This is a genomic window from Arenibacter catalasegens (assembly GCF_002909235.1).
Classification (GTDB): Bacteria; Bacteroidota; Bacteroidia; order Flavobacteriales; family Flavobacteriaceae; genus Arenibacter; species Arenibacter catalasegens.
Window position 1 is genome coordinate 34,819 of sequence record NZ_PHQQ01000026.1, and the last position, 18,860, is coordinate 53,678.

Annotated in this window: 18 protein-coding genes; 10 read left to right on the forward strand and 8 right to left on the reverse strand. The window is 36.5% G+C overall.

The genetic code is table 11. The annotated features are described in order from the left end of the window. Nucleotides 1-319 precede the first annotated feature (319 nt). Nucleotides 320-1,192 carry a mechanosensitive ion channel family protein gene (locus CWD90_RS18100; RefSeq protein WP_103477481.1) on the reverse strand — a complete coding sequence of 291 codons (873 nt, stop codon included), beginning with the start codon at nucleotides 1,190-1,192 and terminating at the stop codon, nucleotides 320-322. Between the two features lie 513 nt (nucleotides 1,193-1,705). Here CWD90_RS18100 and CWD90_RS18105 point away from each other — a divergent pair. Both CWD90_RS18105 and CWD90_RS18110 read left to right on the forward strand, forming a co-directional pair. Then, entirely contained in the window at nucleotides 1,706-2,965 is a 1,260-nt protein-coding gene (locus CWD90_RS18105; protein ID WP_157941267.1) for a DUF2254 domain-containing protein, read from the forward strand. Nucleotides 2,966-3,061: 96 nt separating this feature from the next. Next, nucleotides 3,062-4,423, forward strand: coding sequence for an NAD-dependent succinate-semialdehyde dehydrogenase (locus CWD90_RS18110; RefSeq protein WP_103477483.1), 1,362 nt, complete (start codon nucleotides 3,062-3,064; stop codon nucleotides 4,421-4,423). A 775-nt stretch (nucleotides 4,424-5,198) separates the two neighbouring features. On the opposite strand, the gene CWD90_RS18120 is transcribed toward CWD90_RS18110, so the two are convergent. Both CWD90_RS18120 and rho read right to left on the reverse strand, forming a co-directional pair. Then, nucleotides 5,199-5,891 carry a hypothetical protein gene (locus tag CWD90_RS18120; protein ID WP_103477485.1) on the reverse strand — a complete coding sequence of 231 codons (693 nt, stop codon included), beginning with the start codon at nucleotides 5,889-5,891 and terminating at the stop codon, nucleotides 5,199-5,201. 239 nt (nucleotides 5,892-6,130) lie between these two features. Beyond that, nucleotides 6,131-7,828 (reverse strand): transcription termination factor Rho, encoded by a 1,698-nt coding sequence (rho, locus tag CWD90_RS18125; protein ID WP_103477486.1) that lies wholly within the window; start codon nucleotides 7,826-7,828, stop codon nucleotides 6,131-6,133. A gap of 196 nt (nucleotides 7,829-8,024) precedes the next feature. Between rho and CWD90_RS18130 the strand changes: the two genes are divergently transcribed. Beyond that, a complete protein-coding gene (locus tag CWD90_RS18130) occupies nucleotides 8,025-8,435 on the forward strand; it encodes a DUF4293 domain-containing protein (protein ID WP_103477487.1) in 411 nt (136 codons plus the stop codon). A 178-nt stretch (nucleotides 8,436-8,613) separates the two neighbouring features. Here the strand turns inward: CWD90_RS18130 and CWD90_RS18135 are convergent, their stop codons facing one another. Then, nucleotides 8,614-9,111, reverse strand: a complete 498-nt coding sequence (locus CWD90_RS18135) for a metallophosphoesterase family protein (RefSeq protein ID WP_103477488.1) — start codon at nucleotides 9,109-9,111, stop codon at nucleotides 8,614-8,616. 187 nt (nucleotides 9,112-9,298) lie between these two features. Here CWD90_RS18135 and truA point away from each other — a divergent pair, with 187 nt between their 5' ends. Together truA and CWD90_RS18145 are read left to right on the forward strand one after the other, a co-directional pair. Continuing rightward, nucleotides 9,299-10,051 (forward strand): tRNA pseudouridine(38-40) synthase TruA, encoded by a 753-nt coding sequence (gene truA, locus CWD90_RS18140; RefSeq protein ID WP_103477489.1) that lies wholly within the window; start codon nucleotides 9,299-9,301, stop codon nucleotides 10,049-10,051. Next, nucleotides 10,044-11,810 carry an ABC transporter ATP-binding protein gene (locus CWD90_RS18145; RefSeq protein ID WP_103477490.1) on the forward strand — a complete coding sequence of 589 codons (1,767 nt, stop codon included), beginning with the start codon at nucleotides 10,044-10,046 and terminating at the stop codon, nucleotides 11,808-11,810. Before truA ends, CWD90_RS18145 begins: the two co-directional genes overlap by 8 nt. A 22-nt stretch (nucleotides 11,811-11,832) precedes the next feature. Here the strand turns inward: CWD90_RS18145 and CWD90_RS18150 are convergent, their stop codons facing one another. Both CWD90_RS18150 and folP read right to left on the reverse strand, forming a co-directional pair. After that, nucleotides 11,833-12,618, reverse strand: coding sequence for a diadenylate cyclase (locus CWD90_RS18150; RefSeq protein ID WP_103477491.1), 786 nt, complete (start codon nucleotides 12,616-12,618; stop codon nucleotides 11,833-11,835). A 113-nt stretch (nucleotides 12,619-12,731) separates the two neighbouring features. Continuing rightward, nucleotides 12,732-13,568 (reverse strand): dihydropteroate synthase, encoded by an 837-nt coding sequence (gene folP, locus CWD90_RS18155; protein WP_103477492.1) that lies wholly within the window; start codon nucleotides 13,566-13,568, stop codon nucleotides 12,732-12,734. A 108-nt stretch (nucleotides 13,569-13,676) separates the two neighbouring features. Here folP and CWD90_RS18160 point away from each other — a divergent pair, with 108 nt between their 5' ends. From CWD90_RS18160 to CWD90_RS18180, 5 genes are all read left to right on the forward strand, one after another. Continuing rightward, nucleotides 13,677-14,225 (forward strand): DUF1599 domain-containing protein, encoded by a 549-nt coding sequence (locus CWD90_RS18160; protein WP_103477493.1) that lies wholly within the window; start codon nucleotides 13,677-13,679, stop codon nucleotides 14,223-14,225. Nucleotides 14,226-14,349: 124 nt separating this feature from the next. Beyond that, nucleotides 14,350-15,447: a BT_3928 family protein gene (locus CWD90_RS18165; RefSeq protein ID WP_103477494.1), complete on the forward strand. Its 1,098-nt coding sequence runs from the start codon at nucleotides 14,350-14,352 to the stop codon at nucleotides 15,445-15,447. Nucleotides 15,448-15,526: 79 nt separating this feature from the next. Next, nucleotides 15,527-16,279 (forward strand): triose-phosphate isomerase, encoded by a 753-nt coding sequence (tpiA, locus tag CWD90_RS18170; protein ID WP_103477495.1) that lies wholly within the window; start codon nucleotides 15,527-15,529, stop codon nucleotides 16,277-16,279. 139 nt (nucleotides 16,280-16,418) lie between these two features. Beyond that, on the forward strand, nucleotides 16,419-17,255 hold the full coding sequence (gene prmA / locus CWD90_RS18175) for a 50S ribosomal protein L11 methyltransferase (RefSeq protein WP_103477496.1): 837 nt from the start codon (nucleotides 16,419-16,421) through the stop codon (nucleotides 17,253-17,255). 21 nt (nucleotides 17,256-17,276) lie between these two features. Further along, nucleotides 17,277-17,552 (forward strand): ATP-dependent Clp protease adaptor ClpS, encoded by a 276-nt coding sequence (locus CWD90_RS18180; RefSeq protein ID WP_103440092.1) that lies wholly within the window; start codon nucleotides 17,277-17,279, stop codon nucleotides 17,550-17,552. A 163-nt stretch (nucleotides 17,553-17,715) separates the two neighbouring features. Here the strand turns inward: CWD90_RS18180 and CWD90_RS18185 are convergent, their stop codons facing one another. Both CWD90_RS18185 and CWD90_RS18190 read right to left on the reverse strand, forming a co-directional pair. After that, a complete protein-coding gene (locus CWD90_RS18185; RefSeq protein WP_103477497.1) occupies nucleotides 17,716-18,129 on the reverse strand; it encodes a DUF6691 family protein in 414 nt (137 codons plus the stop codon). Nucleotides 18,130-18,264: 135 nt separating this feature from the next. Next, nucleotides 18,265-18,828, reverse strand: a complete 564-nt coding sequence (locus CWD90_RS18190) for a YeeE/YedE family protein (protein WP_103477498.1) — start codon at nucleotides 18,826-18,828, stop codon at nucleotides 18,265-18,267. Between the last annotated feature and the right edge of the window lie 32 nt (nucleotides 18,829-18,860).

Below are 18,860 nucleotides of genomic sequence, written 5' to 3' on the forward strand. Positions count from 1 at the left end.
ATGTGATTTTAAAAGTTAGCGAAAGTTTTTTTATTGATGTCTTCCGCATAGCATCTTATGGCCCAAAGTTAATAGGTTGTTAAGTAGCGTATTAACCCTAAAAAATATAATTTTTGTCACATCCATTTAGTTTTCTTTAGGAGGTGTTTTTTTCTTCACCCTTAAATTAGGTGTTTACAAATAAGCCCTAGGTAGCTAAAAATCTATTGTATGATGAATTATGGAAGTTCATTAATGCATTGCAGGTGATTCTTGCATATGTTTCGCAAAAGGAAAGGAAATTCTAGTCGTAAAAGAATCTTTTATTTTTGGAAAAACATTAGCTTTTCTTCATAAAATCTTTAGGAAAATCCAATGTACGGATGGGAAAAGGAATGTTGATTCCATTTTGGTCAAATGCTTTTTTAATGGCTATCATAGCAATGGTTTTGGCTTTTAATACTTCTAAGGATGAAGTGGATTTAATCCAAAACCTTGTTTCAAAATTAATGGAGCTATCCCCGAATTCGGTATAAAGAAAAATTACTTCTTTAGCATTTTCTATATTGTCAAAATTGGACGTAATGGTTTTGCATACCAATTCACGAACAAATTCCAGGTCTGAAGAATAGGCGACACCACAGCTAAGAATTACACGGGATTGGGATGTGGTGGAAAAGTTTCTTATGGGGTTCTCTAATACCAATTTATTAGGAATGTAGACCAAATTGTTATCCGATTGTTTAATGGTAACTGCTCGCAAATCTATATCGACCACCTCGCCTTCATAATTGTTACTTTCTATCCAATCCCCAAATTTAATGTGTTTTATGTAGGACAGTACTATGCCCGAATATGTGTTGGCCAATGCGCCTTGCAAGGCAAGCCCTACCGCCAGACCAGCAACTCCGGCACCTGCCAAAATAGTATTCAGGGTTTTGCTTAAATCTAAAATACCAAGTACTAAAAATAATCCCGTTAGAATTACCAAAATTGACAATAATTTGGCAATAACTTTTTTCATGGATTTTTGTAAATTGCTATTTCCAAGTAGCTTCCATGTTATTTTGGCGACATATTTTGCAAGTATAATAACGATTATAAATACTACCAGTGCTAGAATTATGTTGGGTAAATTCACTATTAAACCATCTACCCAGGAAGACAGTCTGTTAATCATATCACCCCAAGCCTTGTCAATATTAAAAATCATAGGTGTATTTTTTTAATCATTGGTTCAGAAGTTAAGAAGATTTTTTTGATTCCCTCCAACGGAGCGGAAATATCCTGAATTATTGGGATACAATGTTATAAAAATGGTTCCGACGTTTTTAGCTATCGGAACCATTCATTTACAACCAACCAAACCATCTTATCGTGACTTACTTTTGTAGTTTAAAGTAATTCACAGAAGAATACTTTTATTACATTTTCCTAAATGTCCCCCGAAATTCAGGTTTTTCTAATTGCCAAATCGAAGTAGGCAATTTCTTTTCTTTAAAACAAATTTATCCAAGATTGTAAAAATAACTGTGCTCTATTCTAATTATTATTAGCTCTTATGCAAAGTAGCTGCCATTTTGGGGAATTGAAATAAGTTATATTTCATTTGTTTTCAATCATATGTGATACTATTTCTTGGCATTGGGCTACTCGCAAAAAAGGGATTTACTACCTTTAAAGAACTCGTAAATTGGGCAATATGTGGAGATCGGCTATTAAAATATTGAAGACGCTTTATAGTAAGGTGTTACAGAGTATAGCCTTTTATCCAGTGCTCATTTCTTTCGGATTTTTTCTTTTGGCCTTTATAGTATTGGAATTGGAAAGTTTGGAGTTGGCCAAAAACTTGAAAGAGAAAGTACCCTATTTATTTATAGAAGATTATGAAACGGCTCGGTCCATATTAACAACTTTAATTGGAGGAATTCTTTCATTAACAGTATTTAGTTTTACTATGGTTATGGTAGTACTAAGCCAAGCCTCGGCCAATTTTTCGCCAAGATTATTGCCAAGTTTAATTTCCAATAGAAAGCATCAATTAATTCTGGGTGTGTATATAGGTACATTATTGTACTGTATCATAATTCTGATAGTTCTGGGCGCTCATGGAATAGACACCCATTCGGTGGGGTTTTCAACTATGTTGGCGGCAATTTCAGCAGTGTTTTGTATAGGCTTATTTGTATATTTTATCCATAGCATTTCGGTATCCATTCAAATTCAAAATATAATTGATAATATTTTTCGGTCCAGTTCAAGACATTTAGATAAGGAGTATGAGGATTTTAATTCTTTAAAAGTGGGTCTTCAAAAATTAAGAATGGACAATTTTGAAACTATTTATTCCCATAAGTCTGGCTATTTTAGAGGATTTGATGCCTCATTGTTAAGTGATTCCTTGGTTGAGCATGGCCATCATTTAGAAATACTGCCTTATGTTGGGCAACATTTATGGGAAGGTATGCCAATCATTAAGGTTCAGAATTCGCTCGAGGATGGAGATTTGGAAGACTTGTTACTGTGTATAAATATCTCCAGTAATAGAAATGATCAAAGTAGGGGTATCGACGGATTTATAAAATTGATGGAAATTGCGGTCAAAGCTATGTCGCCGGGAATAAACGATCCAGGAACAGCTATTGATGCTATTAATAAATTGGCGCCTTTGCTCATAAAGATCATGAGGTTTCCGAATAAAACTTCCAATTCGTTGAAGGGAGGTAAGATTATTCTTGTTCGAAATAACATTACTGCCAAGGAATTATTACAAATTATTGTACAGCCTATCAGGTTGTATGCCAACAAGGATAGCTCAGTGGTTCTTGCTCTTTTGGGAGCTTTGAAATATATAGCACAGGATTCACAAATTTCAACAGAAAGTAGGGAGGAAGTTACAAAGGAATTGGAAGCCTTGAAAATGGATGTAGAGGGTAACATCGATAATAAATACGATCGGGAAAAAATTTTAACATTGTTTAATTAGTGTAGGTGGTATTCAAGGTGGATACCCTTTGTCGCTGTTATATGGTGTTGAAAAATAAATGTAGTTCAGGAACTTTAACTTTAAAATCGAAACAATATGGAATATATAGAATCAGTAAACCCATATAATGGTAAGGCGTTGGAAAAATATAACACGTTTTCAGATCGGGATATTAAAACAGTATTGGATAAGGCCGAGCTTGTATTTCAAAGTTGGAAAAATGAAAGTGTGGAACATAGGTCTGGACTTTTAAAAAATTTAGGAAAAGCTTTGCTGAAAAATAAAGAAGTTTATGCCCAATTGATGACCAAAGAAATGGGGAAGCCCATAAGCCAAGGTCTAGCGGAAATTGAAAAATGCGCATGGGCCTGTGATTTTTATGCTAAAAATGCGGTTCAATTTCTGGCCGATGACCTTATAGATACAGAGGCGGAAGAAAGTTTTATAAGTTATGACCCTATCGGTTGTGTATTGGCCATTATGCCATGGAACTTCCCTTTTTGGCAGGTTATCCGCTTTGCGGCGCCCACGCTCACAGCTGGTAATACTGTGATCTTGAAACATGCAAGCAATGTTCCTGGCTGTGGCATGGCACTTCAAGAATTATTTAAAACGGCAGGTTATCCAGAGGGTAGTTTTCAGTTTATCCTAGCGGACCATAAGCAGCTTGAATCCATAATAGGTAATTCTGTTGTCCAGGGTGTCACCTTAACGGGGAGTGAGAAAGCAGGAAGGGCAATAGCTGCTCAGGCGGGTAAGCATTTAAAAAAATCTGTTATGGAACTAGGAGGTAATAATGCTTGTATTGTTTGGGAAGATGCCGATATGGATACCTATATGGATACCATGGTAATGGCCCGAATGCAGAATACGGGACAAAGCTGCATTGCGGCAAAAAGATTTATAGTGTTAGAAGCTATTTATGATGAGTTTATAATGAAATTTCGCAATAAAATCCAGACCCTGAAATCCGGAGATCCAATGGATAAACAAACTGATATAGGGGTAATGGCCAAAGAGGATCTTGCAGCAACCTTGGCCAAGCAAGTACAGGATTCGATTAATAAAGGGGCTAAAGTTTTATATGGTAATAACAGGAACGGGGCCTACTATGAGCCTACAATACTTACAGATGTTGTTCCCGGGATGCCGGCATTTGATGAGGAGTTATTTGGCCCAGTAGCGGCTATCGTAAAAGCAAAAGATAGGACCGAAGCCATTGCTTTGGCCGCGAACTCCAAATTTGGCCTTGGCTCCATGCTATTTACAGAGGATATAGAATCGGCAAGAGAAATAATTGGAGAAATACCCGATGGGGCATTTTTCATAAATGAAATGGTAAAGTCGGACCCCAGATTGCCTTTTGGGGGCACTAAAGCATCAGGATATGGCAGGGAACTGTCTATGGAAGGGATGTTGGAGTTTGTGAACAAAAAGACCGTTTACATTAAAATATAGCGTAGAAAGAGACCTTTTTTCAAAGCATTTGGATTATGTGAAATACTTGGACAAATTAAATCCAGAACTTGCGTTTCATTCTATAGAATCCTATGATAAAACAGAGATACATTAAAATAATCAACGTTAGGTGGAATCTTCTAAAATGTACAAATTCGTTTAATTGGTTTAAATAATTATAAAATCGGGAAGCTTTAATGGGGGTATATCCTACATAAAAAATTAGCAGACCAATGCTTATCCATTTAATACCTGTATATCTATAATCCAATTTTTTTGATACATGGCGGTGTTCCCAGAAAAACAGAATTATGCATATCAAAATTATGAGTGCACCCGTCAAATAGCTATATATCTGGGATTCCAATTTAAAGTTTTGAAAAAAAAGATTTATAAAGGAAATGATCAGAAATAATATTCCACAATATAAGATATAGTTTTTGTACTTTTTACTTTCTATATAACTCCAATACACAAAAAAAAAGTAGATAAAGAACACTAAATTGTAAATATTATAAATAATTACATTGTGATTAACAATAGTAGTAAAAATGGAAATATGGAACACTTCGTAGTTCTTTGTAAAATAACCTAATAATTCCGTTAAGAAGGTATACATTAAAAGAACGGGAAAATACTTTAAAGGACTGCTGTAATATTTAGGATACCTTATTAATGCCATTAATAAGGCTACCGCATAGAGAGGCTCACTGGCATTCTCTAAAATAGTATCCAATACTTCCATTTTTACTTTGATTTGGGTTTATGAGCTATGTTAATCTTCGTGGTAGGGTGGAGGTACCATATTGGCCTCGTTTAAAACAAGACTTTTGTTTTTAACATAGTACGGGGCGGGGGAGGCCGTTGGCATAAAAGAAGCCTCGGATTTGGGTTTTCCCGACTGTTGCCTGTCCATGTCTCCATCTTTTTTGGGTTCCAGATTATCGGTAAGTAATACGGGAACATTGGTGCCATCGTCTTCTTCCCTTATATAAAATCCGTATTCTCGATCATTCTTATCCTTGACGGCAGGGATGATGAAAAATGAATTTTGTTTTGGATGTTTTATTTCCCGACCATCTTCAAAAGATTTTTTATCTGGATAATTTGAAAAATAAAAACGTAGGGAAGAAATCTTCACATCTGCCTTTTTTGCCTCCTGCTCAATATAGTGCATGTATTCCTTAATGGTATTGTAATCATAATATCCAAACCGGGCCACGTCAAATTTTTTCTCCGGTGCAAGTTCATTTTCGTATTGTTCAATTAGGCTAACCCGGCGTTCACCGTATGCGTTGTACATAGTTTTTGCTTGGTCTACGGTAACGATCTGTTTGGGAGCTTCAATTTCCTTGGGTTCAGGTTCTTGAACAGGCGGTTTTTCTTTTTTTTGTTCACAGGACATTAGGCCAAAAACAACTACGGCTCCGAAGCATAATTTGGGATAAATTCTTTTTAGATTTTTCATAAGTTAAATTTTTACAGTTAATGTTATTAAAAATAAAATTTTAGAGGTAAGAGTATTGGGGGAAAACTCTTGTTAAATTATATGTTAAATTAATGAATATTGTACATCTAAAAAAATGACATTATGAAATAAGTTGATTTTTATGGTTAGAATTGAAAACAAAAAAAATCCCATTTGGCTTTTCAACCAAATGGGATTTTAAACTTTTTCCCATTTTATGGGAATAGTGCAATTATAATTTATTGATTCATGGTCAACAAAAACTCTTCGTTGTTCTTGGTTTGCCTAAATCTCTGTTCAATGAATTCCATAGCTTCTACAGGATTCATATCTGCCAAGTACTTTCTCATGATCCACATTCTTTGAATGGTGTTTTCATCCAATAAAAGATCATCACGTCTTGTACTCGAAGATGTAAGGTCTATAGCAGGGAATATTCTACGATTGGATATTTTTCTATCCAATTGCAATTCCATATTACCTGTTCCTTTGAACTCTTCAAAGATTACTTCATCCATTTTAGAACCGGTTTCGGTAAGTGCAGTTGCAATAATAGTTAAGGAACCTCCGCCTTCAATATTACGTGCAGCACCAAAGAAACGTTTTGGTTTGTGAAGTGCATTGGCATCCACACCACCACTCAATACCTTTCCTGAAGCTGGTTGTACCGTATTGTAGGCACGTGCCAGACGAGTAATGGAATCCAATAGGATAACCACATCGTGTCCACATTCTACCAAACGTTTTGCTTTTTCCAAAACAATATTGGCAACCCGAACATGTTCTGTAGCTTCCTTGTCAAATGTAGAGGCAACAACCTCACCACGAACATTACGCTGCATGTCCGTAACTTCTTCTGGGCGTTCATCTATCAAAAGAATAATTTGGTAAACTTCAGGATGATTGGCGGCAATACCATTGGCAATATCCTTTAAGAGCATCGTCTTACCAGTTTTAGGCTGGGAAACGATCATGCCCCTTTGTCCTTTTCCGATAGGGGAGAATAAATCTATTATTCTCGTGGAAATGGTACTTTGCCTTTCGGCAAGGTTAAATTTTTCTTGAGGGAATAATGGGGTTAAATGTTCAAAAGATACCCTGTCCCTAACAATTTGAGGGTCAATCCCGTTTATTTTATTCACTTTAATAAGCGGAAAATACTTTTCACCTTCTTTTGGCGGACGTACATTCCCAAGTACGGTATCCCCAGTTTTTAGTCCAAATAATCTTATTTGGGATTGGGATACATAAATATCATCTGGAGAAGAAAGGTAGTTGTAATCCGAAGATCTTAAAAATCCGTACCCATCCTGCATAATATCCAGAACACCTTCACTTTCAATAATACTGTCGAACTCAAATTCAGGTTCTTTGTATTTATTTTTCAGGTCCTTATCAAAATTACTGTTGATTTTGTCAACGCTACTTTTTTGATGGTGTGGATTTTTTTTATGCTGAGGTTTGTTAGGTTGTGGCGTATTCTGTTGTACTGCATTTTGTTGAGGCGCAGCCTTCTGAAACTCTTTTTTAGCCGGAACGGGTTTATTGTGCTGGCGAGGTTTTCTTTCGGGTTTGCTATCCTCTTTCTTGTCTTCTTTATTTTCCTCAACTGTCGCGGGTATTTCTTCCTGCGAGGTAGTTTTTTCTATTATTTCTATAGGTTTTGTCTCTGGTATGTTAACCACTGGAGACTTCACGGTAGCTGGCTTAGATTTGTCACTAGCTATTCTAGACCTCTTGGGCTTGGAAGTGGTGCTGTCCTCTGTAGCTATCTCGGTTATTTCTTGGACAATTTTGGGATTGGATGCTTGTACATCCAAAATTTGATATACCAAATCTAGCTTTTTTAAAGTTTTAAACTTGGCAACATTAAGGCCCTGGGCTATTTCCTGAAGCTCAGGAAGCTTTTTTGATTTTAAATCTGAAATCTCAAACATTAAGTTTTGAATAAATTATACTTATTACGAAAATATGAAGTGTATGTTGTTCTTGTTATGGATAAAAAAGAGAATGAAATCCCCTGTTGGTAAGTAATCTGACTTATAACGTAGCAATATTACAAATTATTTTCAATATTTAGGTGATAATTTTTAAAAAGACGCTTATTTTTGCTTCTCAATTGTATTTAAAAGCATGATTCAAAGAATTCAGACACTTTATTTAATCGTAGTTATACTATTAGGGGCGGTTGTACCGTTTTTTATGAATCTATGGTCTGATGCTGCTGGAAAAGAAATATTCGCTGAAAACGAGGTTTTCGTTTCCATTGCTTTTTATATTGTTGCAGTTCTTGGACTGGTAGCTATAGTTTTATTTAAGAATAGACAAAATCAATTTGTAGTAAACAGGTTGAATATGATATTGAATCTTTTTTTACTAGGATTTTTCGTTTACCGATCACTAAACTTATCCGGAGAAACTATTGTTTCTGAGAAGGGTATTGGGATGCTGATTCCTGTATTTTCTATCGTTTTTTTAGTCCTGGCCAACAGGGCAATAAAAAAGGATGAAGATCTTGTAAAATCTGTGGATCGTTTACGTTAAACCTAACATCTTAGTAGTATTAGTGCGTGAACCCGGGGTAGTGCCCGGGTTTTTTATTGGTGAATATCTGTTTTAAAAAGTTGCCTTGCCACGAATTTAAAGCAGTTGGATGAACTAATTCCGCTTTTTCTGCGGGATATAATGTTTAATTCTTTAGGGTCATAGAGCCCCCTAGTAATTATCCTCTTTTCCCTAGCTCAATGATTTCCAAATCCTTAATGTTCTCTTGGTCTATAGCAAACCGCAACATAGTCCGTATTTGATGAAAACCGTGTATACCACAAGCACCTGGGTTCATATGTAGAAGATTTAACTTTTTGTCCCACATTACCTTTAGGATATGTGAGTGTCCGGAGATAAAGAGCTTAGGGGGATTTTTTTTTATCTCCTCTCTAATCCGTACATTATATTTATTGGGATATCCTCCAATATGGGTTATCCAGACATCAACATCCTCACATTTGAATCTGTTGTCCAAAGGGTATTCCAATTGGATCTTATGATCATCAATATTTCCGTAGACTCCTTTTACCGGCTTTATTTTTTGTAGGGTATCCATTACCTCAAAATTGCCAATGTCCCCTGCATGCCAAACTTCATCTGCTGCCTTGGCGTATTTTAGGATTTTTTCGTCCATATGGCCATGGGTATCGGATAGCAAGAGTATTTTTTTCATAAGGCACTGTAGAAAATTAAGGCTGGTTGAATGCTAGGTTTAATTATTGGGATTGTTAAACTGGTCTAGCCAAAAACATAATTACATGTGTGCAAAACTACAATTTCATCTTGGTAAAACATTTTCACAAGCTGTTTTTCTCCATCAGAACAAGTATCTTTGCCAATTACAAAACTAAAGCATTCATTTGAGATATTTCGTTCAATTTTCTTATAAAGGCAAGGCATATCACGGTTGGCAAAAGCAACCCAATGCGATAACCGTTCAGGAGGTTTTGGAACATGCCTTTTCCTTGATCTTGCAGGAACCTGTGTCCTTGACGGGGGCGGGGAGGACGGACTCAGGGGTCCATGCCAAGGTAATGTTCGCACATTTTGATGTTAAAGAACTTTTTAACAGTACAGAATTACTTTACCGTTTAAACGCTTTTCTGCCTGAAGATATCGCTGTAATAGCAATTGTTAAGGTTCCTGAAGACGCACATGCACGCTTTGATGCTTTGGAACGTATATACGAATACTGGGTAGAACAAGATAAGAATCCGTTTTTGGCGGATGAGGCCTATTATGTGAAATATCCGTTAAATATAGAGCAGATGAACCAAGCGGCTGCTATTTTAGTGGAACATAAGGATTTTGAATGTTTTTCAAAGTCCCATACCGATGTAAAAACCTATCTATGCGATGTTAGAAAGGCCTTATGGGTAAAAGAGGGTAGCAAGTTGATTTTTACCATTAGCGCCGATAGATTTTTGCGCAATATGGTACGTGCTATTGTTGGGACTCTTTTAGATGTTGGTATGGGTAAATCTTCCCTGACGGACATAGAGTCTATTCTGGCCAGTAAGGATAGGTGCAATGCTGGGGTATCGGTGCCCGCAAAAGGATTATATTTGACAGCGATAAAATATCCAAAAAATATTATTGATCACAATGGATAAGGATACAGGAAAAGCATTTGATTATAGATTGTTTAAGCGTTTGCTCAGACATGTTAGACCATATAAATTAACCTTTTACGGTGTTGCCGTAGCGGCGATCCTACTATCTGGTTTTGCTGTGCTTACCCCTATTTTGGTGGGTGAGATCGTGGATAGCGCCATTACCGACAAGGATGGTCAAAAATTATTGACCTTGACCCTTGCCATGGTAGGTGTTTTATTAGGGGAAGTTTTAAGTCAGTTATATTTTAATTATTATGCCAACTGGCTGGGGGAATCGGTTATTAAGGATATTCGTATAAAGTTGTTTAATCACCTTATGGGGTTTAAGATGAAGTATTACGACAATTCTTCCATAGGACTATTGGTCACACGTGCTGTGACCGATATGCAAAGAATTGGAGAGATTTTTAGTGAAGGATTCTTTGTAATTGTATCCGACCTACTAAAGATGTTGGTGGTAGCCATAGTAATGCTCGTTGCTAATTGGAAGCTATCCTTAATCGTATTTGCAGTTCTACCCATTATCCTGTATGCTACAAGATTGTTTCAAAAAGCGATGAAGGTGGCTTTTATTGAGGTTAGGACACAGGTTTCCAATCTAAATTCATTTGTACAGGAACGTATTACCGGGATGAAAATAGTACAGCTTTTTACAAGAGAGGAAATAGAAAAGGAAAAATTTAGGGAAATTAATGAGAAACACCAAAATGCATGGTTAAAAACAGTGTGGTACAACTCCATCTTTTTTCCTGTCGCTGAAATCGTTTCATCCATTACGGTAGGTTTGATTGTTTGGTACGGTGGATTGCAGAATGTTGCCAGTATTAACCAAGAGGAATACGGGACCATTTTCATGTTTATATTGCTATCCAGTATGTTGTTCCGGCCACTGCGTCAAATAGCGGATAAGTTTAATACCCTACAAATGGGGATGGTAGCTGCCAATAGGGTATTTAAAATTTTGGATACGGACAGTAACATTCAAGATATAGGAACTATAGATAAGGAAAGTATAAAAGGGGATATTGAATTTAACAACGTGCGTTTCGGTTATTTGGAAAATGAAGAAGTGCTGCACGGAATTTCCTTTAAAGTTAAGGCGGGAGAGACAATTGCCATAGTAGGGGCAACAGGTGCGGGAAAATCCACTATAATTAATTTATTAAATCGTTTCTACGAAATTAATTCTGGTGCTATTTTAATCGATGGAATCAATATAACAGACTACAAATTAAACTCTTTAAGATCTAAAATTGCCGTGGTGTTGCAGGATGTATTCCTATTTGCCGATACCATTGCCAATAATATTTCTCTTAAGAATGATGCTATAACTATAGAGCTTATGGAGCAGGCTGCAAAGCAGATAGGGGTTCATGAGTTTATTTCCAGTCTTCCTGGGGGTTATACCTACAATATTAAGGAAAGAGGGACTATGCTTTCTAGTGGTCAGCGTCAGTTGATAGCTTTTTTAAGGGCATATGTAAGTAATCCCAGCATTCTGGTTTTGGATGAGGCTACTTCCTCAGTAGATACCTATTCCGAACAGTTGATACAACGCGCCACAGAAAAAATTACCGAGGGGCGTACTTCCATTATTATCGCCCATCGTTTGGCAACGATTAAAAAGGCCGATAAAATATTGGTAATGCAGGACGGATTAATCGTGGAGACAGGAACACATAAAGAGCTATTAAAGCAAAAAGGGTACTACCAAAATCTGTATGAAGCGCAATTTTTAGCAGAAGAGGTGGCGTAAGTTTAGAATATCTGGTAAGGGATTAGTGCAGATCCGATTTTATTAAATTGCCCAGTTCCGTTAAATCTTTAAAAAGTACAAATTCCCCATTTTTAATATAGGAGATAATACCGGTTTCCTCGCTCACAATAATGGATAGGGAATCGGTCTTTTCGGTAATGCCAACGGCAGCCCTATGCCTTAATCCAAAACGCAACGGTATGGAACGTTCATTAGAAACTGGAAGAATTACCCGTGTAGCTACTATAAAATTATCTTCAATAACTATAGCGCCATCATGTAAGGGGCTATTCTTATAAAAAATACTTTCAAGGATTGGCTGGGTGATTTCTATATACATCTTATCACCGCTAGACTTTACGAAGTCCAAGGAATTATTTCTTGCAATAACAATAAGAGCACCCGTTTTGGTGCTTCCCATTCTTTCACATGCTGCTATAATTGCATCTACATTAGTGCCTATGGTTAGTCCGTCTTCTTTTAGAAATTTAAAGTGTTTTAGAAAGTTGCGTTTGGAAGCAAAATTGGTAGATCCTACCATTAACAAAAATTTTCTAATTTCCTGTTGGAAAACAATGATAAGGGCAATTAGTCCCACTTGCATAAAACCACCTACCATACTACTTATCATTTTCATATCCAGGACTTCGGTCAACTTCCAAAATGCCCAAACAATGACAATACCAATAAAAATATTAATGGCCACTGTTCCGCGCACCAATTGGTATACATAATACAGGAGTACAGCCACCAAAAAGATGTCTATGATATCCGTAACACTAAAATCTAAGAAGTTTAAAAAATCCAATCCTGTGGTTTTGGTAAAAATAGGAAATAAGCTATAACCGCATATTAATTTATAAAAAATGTTTTAGTCCAATTTTAAACAAATTTCCTTTTGATCAATAATTCAATTATTTCTTAAAGCGTATGGGGTGCATTAATGGCTTTATATATTCGAATGCACTCCATTGCTTCCTTAACATCATGAACCCTCAGTATATGTGAGCCATTAGTCAATACATACATATGTAAGGCCGTGCTTCCGTTCAAGGCATTTGAAGCAGTGGTATCCAGTAATTTGTAAATCATGGACTTTCTACTGATACCAGTCAATATGGGTAGTTCCAGGGAGTGCAATAAATTAATTTTTTTTAGAATTTCATAGTTCTGTGCCAAGGTTTTTGCGAAACCAAAGCCGGGGTCAACAATAATATCGTTAATGCCGAAGGTCCTTGCCAAGGCTACTTTTTCGGAAAAATAATAAAGTATATCTCCCAGAAGGTCTCTATAATTGGTTTTATCCTGCATGTTACTGGGGATACCTTTCATATGCATCATAATATACGGTGCGCGGTGCTGCCCAACTATGGATAACATATTCAAATCTAGATTTCCCGCGGATATATCGTTGATTATAGCAGCCCCAAGGGTAAGACATTCATCGGCAACCCTGCTTCTAAAGGTGTCTATAGATAAAAGGATGTCGGGGAAGGTCTTGAGCAATAGTTTTACAATCGGAATAATTCTTGTCAACTCTTCTTCCTCATCTACATGGTCTGCACCTGGTCTTGAACTATAAGCTCCAACATCTATAAAGGTTGCGCCATTGTCCAACATGGTATTTACTTGGGCGATAATGTCGGTTTCACTCTTATATTTGCCACCATCATAAAACGAATCAGGAGTTATATTGAGTATGCCCATGACTCTTGGGGTACTTAAATCCAATAAATTTCCTTTACAGTTAATAGTCATGATTTTTATAAGATAAAAGGTCGTAAAACTTTGGGAATTTAAGTTTAAACCTCGATTTTTGAATAGTTTAAAATTTTAAGCGAAATTTACACAAATTAGAAAGATTAAATGCATAATACTTCCGAGCAATACAATGCCGTCATTAAAATTTGTAGGGACCTTTTCCTGAAAAAAATGCAAGATTACGGCAGTGCATGGCGAATTTTAAGGCTTCCATCACTTACTGATCAGATATATATTAAGGCACAGCGCATAAGAAGTTTGCAGGAAAATGAGGTACGCAAGATAGATGAGGATGAGATTTCTGAATTTATCGGAATTATTAATTATTCCATTATGGCCTTGATACAAATCGAAAAAGGCATTGTTGATCAACCAGATCTTTCTCCTTCCGATGCGGTGGCCTTGTTTGATAGGCATATTTCCATTACCAAAACCTTGATGGAAAACAAGAACCATGACTACGGGGAAGCTTGGAGGGAGATGAGGGTAAGTTCGCTAACAGATTTGATTTTGCAAAAGTTGTTGCGCGTTAAGCAGATAGAGGATAATAAAGGGAAAACATTGGTCAGTGAAGGGATAGACGCCAACTATCAAGATATGATCAACTATGCCGTATTTGCAATGATACATTTAGGAAAAGAAACAGAATCCTAGAATTCCATTTTAATATATTGGAAACTGAACGGTGTGTTAACATGAAATTTATTTATTTAAGAAAAGGATAAAATTTCAAGTCCAATTTGGATTTGGATTCACAAATAGAGAATTGAATTAGAATATGAAATATATAGTGGCATTGTGCCGAATTATAGTCGGCTTTTTATTTATTATCAGTGGGTTAATTAAATTAAATGATCCAGTTGGATTTTCCTTTAAACTGGAGGAATATTTTAGTCCTGGAGTCCTTGATTTGGGTTTTTTGATGCCCTATGCCTTGGGGATTTCTATTTTTGTTGTAATACTGGAGGTATTGCTGGGCGTTATGCTTTTAATAGGTTTTCGAGTTAAATTTACACTATGGAGTCTACTTTTGATGATTGTGTTTTTCACCTTCCTTACCTTTTATTCTGCCTATTTCAATAAAGTTACCGATTGTGGTTGTTTTGGCGATGCAATAAAATTAACACCTTGGGAATCCTTTACCAAGGATATAATTTTATTGGCGCTTATCATAATACTATTTTTGGGGGCAAAATTTATTAAATCCCCTTTCGGGGATAAAGGCCAAAGACTTATTGTTGGTGTTGGTTTATTGGTTAGTACTATCTTTGCCTATTATGTACTTAAACACTTACCGGTAATAGATTTTAGGCCCTATAAAATTGGAGCCAATATAGAAGAAGGCATGAGCGTTCCTGAAAATGCACCGGTTGCCATTTTCGATTATAGTTGGAAGTTTAGTGTAGACGGAGAAGAAAAAGTAGTGGTGACCAATGGAGATTACCCAACTGTAGATGGCGAGTTTATAGGTGTGGATACTAAGGAAATTCAAAAGGGATACGAGCCCCCCATACATGATTTTGCCATTGAGCGGGAGGGGGAAGATTTTACGGCTTCCATGTTACAAGAGCCTAAATTGGTCATGGTGATTGCCTATGATCTGGCAAAGAGCCAATACAGTGTTTTTAGTGAAGTAAAAACGGTTACGGATAAGGCAATAAAAAACGGGTATAAGGTTATTGGAATGTCCGCTTCCGGTCCGGAGTATACCCAAAAAATGAAAAAGGAATATCAATTGGGTTTCGATTTTTATTTTACGGATGAAACCACATTGAAAACGATCGTACGGTCCAATCCGGGCGTCTTGGTTTTAGAGAATGGTACAATCATCCAAAAAGTACATTACAATGACTTGGAGGATTTAAAGTTTGAATAGTTGGAATAGGCATTTGTCTGAAAATAAAAGGCAGAAGACCTTGATTAAGGAAAAGAGAACAATATAAATTAGATTTAAAATGAGAAGTAAAATAGTTGCAGGAAATTGGAAAATGAACAAGAATTTAGGGGAAACGGAAGTGTTGTTGGCAGAACTTTCCGCTAAACTTCCGGATACTAAGGCAGAAGTAATGGTGGCACCAACTTTTGTGAATTTGTCCGCAGCAGTCGACAACTTGAAATCGTCCTCCATCGAGGTTATTGCCCAGAACATGCATTTTGCTGAAAATGGAGCTTATACCGGTGAAATTTCGGCCAATATGCTTTTGAGTATTGGTATAGAGACCGTTATTATTGGGCATTCTGAAAGAAGGGCCTATTTTGGGGAGACGGATGAAATTTTATCTAAAAAGGTAGTAGCTGCCTTGGCAAATAACATGAGGGTAATGTTTTGCTTTGGGGAGGAATTGGAAGATCGTAAGTCTGGAAATCATTTTAAAGTAGTGGAAAGCCAATTAAAAAATGCGCTATTGTCTTTGGATGCTTCTAGCTGGAATAAAATTATATTGGCCTATGAGCCTGTTTGGGCAATAGGCACGGGAGAAACTGCTTCCCCGGAACAAGCACAGGAAATGCATGCGTTTATTCGTAATACAATAACCAATGCCTATGACGCAGGCATAGCTAATAATGTTTCCATACTTTACGGAGGTAGTGTAAAACCTAACAATGCCGTTGAGATTTTCTCTAAACCGGATGTAGACGGTGGTCTAATAGGGGGAGCCGCTTTAGTTGCTGATGACTTTATTGCTATAATTAAAGCATTAGCGTAAAGAAAAATACATTATATCAAGTTCTGTTGAAAATCACTTTTTTGAGGTTTTTGTACATTAAAATAATTTAAAAGACCCGTTGATAATTCAACGGGTTCTTTTCCTCTAATAGGGTATCCAACTAGCTAATTTTAATAAAATGTCGAATTCTATATATATTGAGTATAATTTTAAGGTAGATCCTCTTCAACCCGCCTCAGATATCCTGATAGCGGAATTGGGAGAGGTGCAATTTGAAAGTTTCGTGGAAACAGAAGATGGGGTTCAAGCATATATAAAAAAGGAAGATTGGAATCCCAATATTTTGGATGACTTACAGATTCTTGAAAATCCATTGTTTAATATTGATTATGATTTTTTGGAGATAGAACAAGAGAACTGGAACGCTACATGGGAAAGTAATTTTAATCCTATTCAGGTGGGTGATCAGTGCGTTGTTAGAGCGCCTTTTCACGATAAACCCAAAGTGGAATATGATATTATTATAGAACCCAAAATGAGTTTTGGTACAGGGCATCATGAAACTACCCATATGATGTTACAGCATATTTTGGATCATGACTTTAATGGTAAATCTGTCTTGGACATGGGGAGTGGAACCGGGGTTTTAGCTATTTTGGCAGCAATGAAGGGGGCGATTAATATAGATGCCATAGATATTGATAACTGGTGCTACCTTAATGCTCAAGAAAATATTGAACGGAATAATTGTGGCCATATCAATGTTTTTGAAGGTACCGCAGAATTACTGTTGGATCAAAAATACGACATTATCATAGCCAATATAAATAGGAACATATTGTTGGAAGATATTCCGGCCTATGTAAAATGCCTTAAAAAAGGTGGAATTATGTTCCTGAGTGGCTTTTATGTACAGGATATACCCCAGATTACTGAAAGATGTACGGAAGAAGGGTTAAAATTTGAAAAAAACCTTGAAAAGAATAATTGGGTTGCTGTAAAATATGTATTTTAGAAGGTATTAAAATTGAATTCTATGAGTACCAAAGAAAAAGTCTCGGAAGAATTGCTTTTGGAAGAGGAGACGCTAAAACAAAATGAGATTGTTTTGTTCAATGATGAGGTTAATACTTTTGATCACGTTATTGAAACATTAATTATGGCCTGTGACCATACTCCGGAGCAGGCGGAGCAATGCTCCTTAATTGTCCATTACAATGGAAAATGTACGGTTAAAACAGGGGAGTATAACGATTTGGAACCTAGATGTAGTAAGCTTCTGAATGCGGGATTAAGTGCTGAAATTGTTTAAGCAGAGAATAGCTTCATAAGCCCGTACTTCTATATTGAAACAAGCCAACTGCCTTTTAAGTTAAGGACTGGTTAGTTTCTTATGATTAATTTCACCAAACTTTAGGTTGTTCCTTAGTGGTAAATTTTCGATCTGAATTTTTGTTGAAGGGGGAGGTTTTGTCTTAATTAGGCAATTTGTTCTGTAGTAAGCCGTAGGTAAAGGTTCCCAATAAGGCGCCTGCAATGACTATTAACATACTAAAAATACCAGTGCCTACCAAAATGTACATAGGTCCAGGGCAGGCTCCTGCCAATGCCCATCCAAATCCAAAGATGGTGCCCCCAAGTATATATCTTGCAACCCCCTTATCCTTCGGTACCAGATCAATGGCTTCGCCTTCAATACTTTTTATCTTGTATTTCTTAAATACCCATATAAATAGTATGCCTAGAAATACCGCAGAGCCAATAATTCCGTACATATGAAAAGATTGAAACTTGAACATTTCATAGATACGATACCATGATACTGCTTCCGATTTAACCAGAACAATACCAAAGAAGATACCTACTAACAAGAATTTTAAGAATTTCATTTTTTTTATGTTATATACTTTTCGCTGAGAACAATTTCTGCAGCCCGAAGCTTATTATTAATTGATTGCCGTTATTATTATTTTTGAATTGAATATTTTGCCATCACGTGGACGGTGTAAATCTCGCGATTCGGTTTATGACCCAAAAATGAGGGGTAAAATAAAGAAGGTCATTATGAGTCCCCCTATAAAAAAACCGATTACAGCTATAAGCGAGGGCAATTGTAGGTTGCTTAAGCCAGTAATGGCATGGCCCGAGGTACATCCTCCGGCATACCTGGTTCCAAAGCCTACTAAAAATCCAGCAATGACCAAGATTGATAACCCTTTTATGCTCAACACATTTTCCCAACTATAAATCTCAGGGGGTAGGAGTGATTCTCCAACCTCAGTAAACCCCAAAGTATTTAAATCGGAAATGGTTTCACTGCTCAAAGCAATTGCCGAACCATCCGACAAAAATTGGGTTGCTATAAATCCACCAATAATTGCACCTAGAACAACGGTCAGGTTCCAGCGTTGGGACTTCCAGTCGATCTTGAAATAGTCTGAATATTTTCCAGCACCACCAATAGAGCAAAGTGTTTGTAAGTTGGACGACATACCAAATGTTTTTCCAAAATAGACCAGTAATAACATTGTTAGAGCGATCAAAGGCCCAGAAACATACCATGGCCATGGTTGAAGTATATATTCCATATGATTTAATTAATTTGCAAAGATAGTACTAT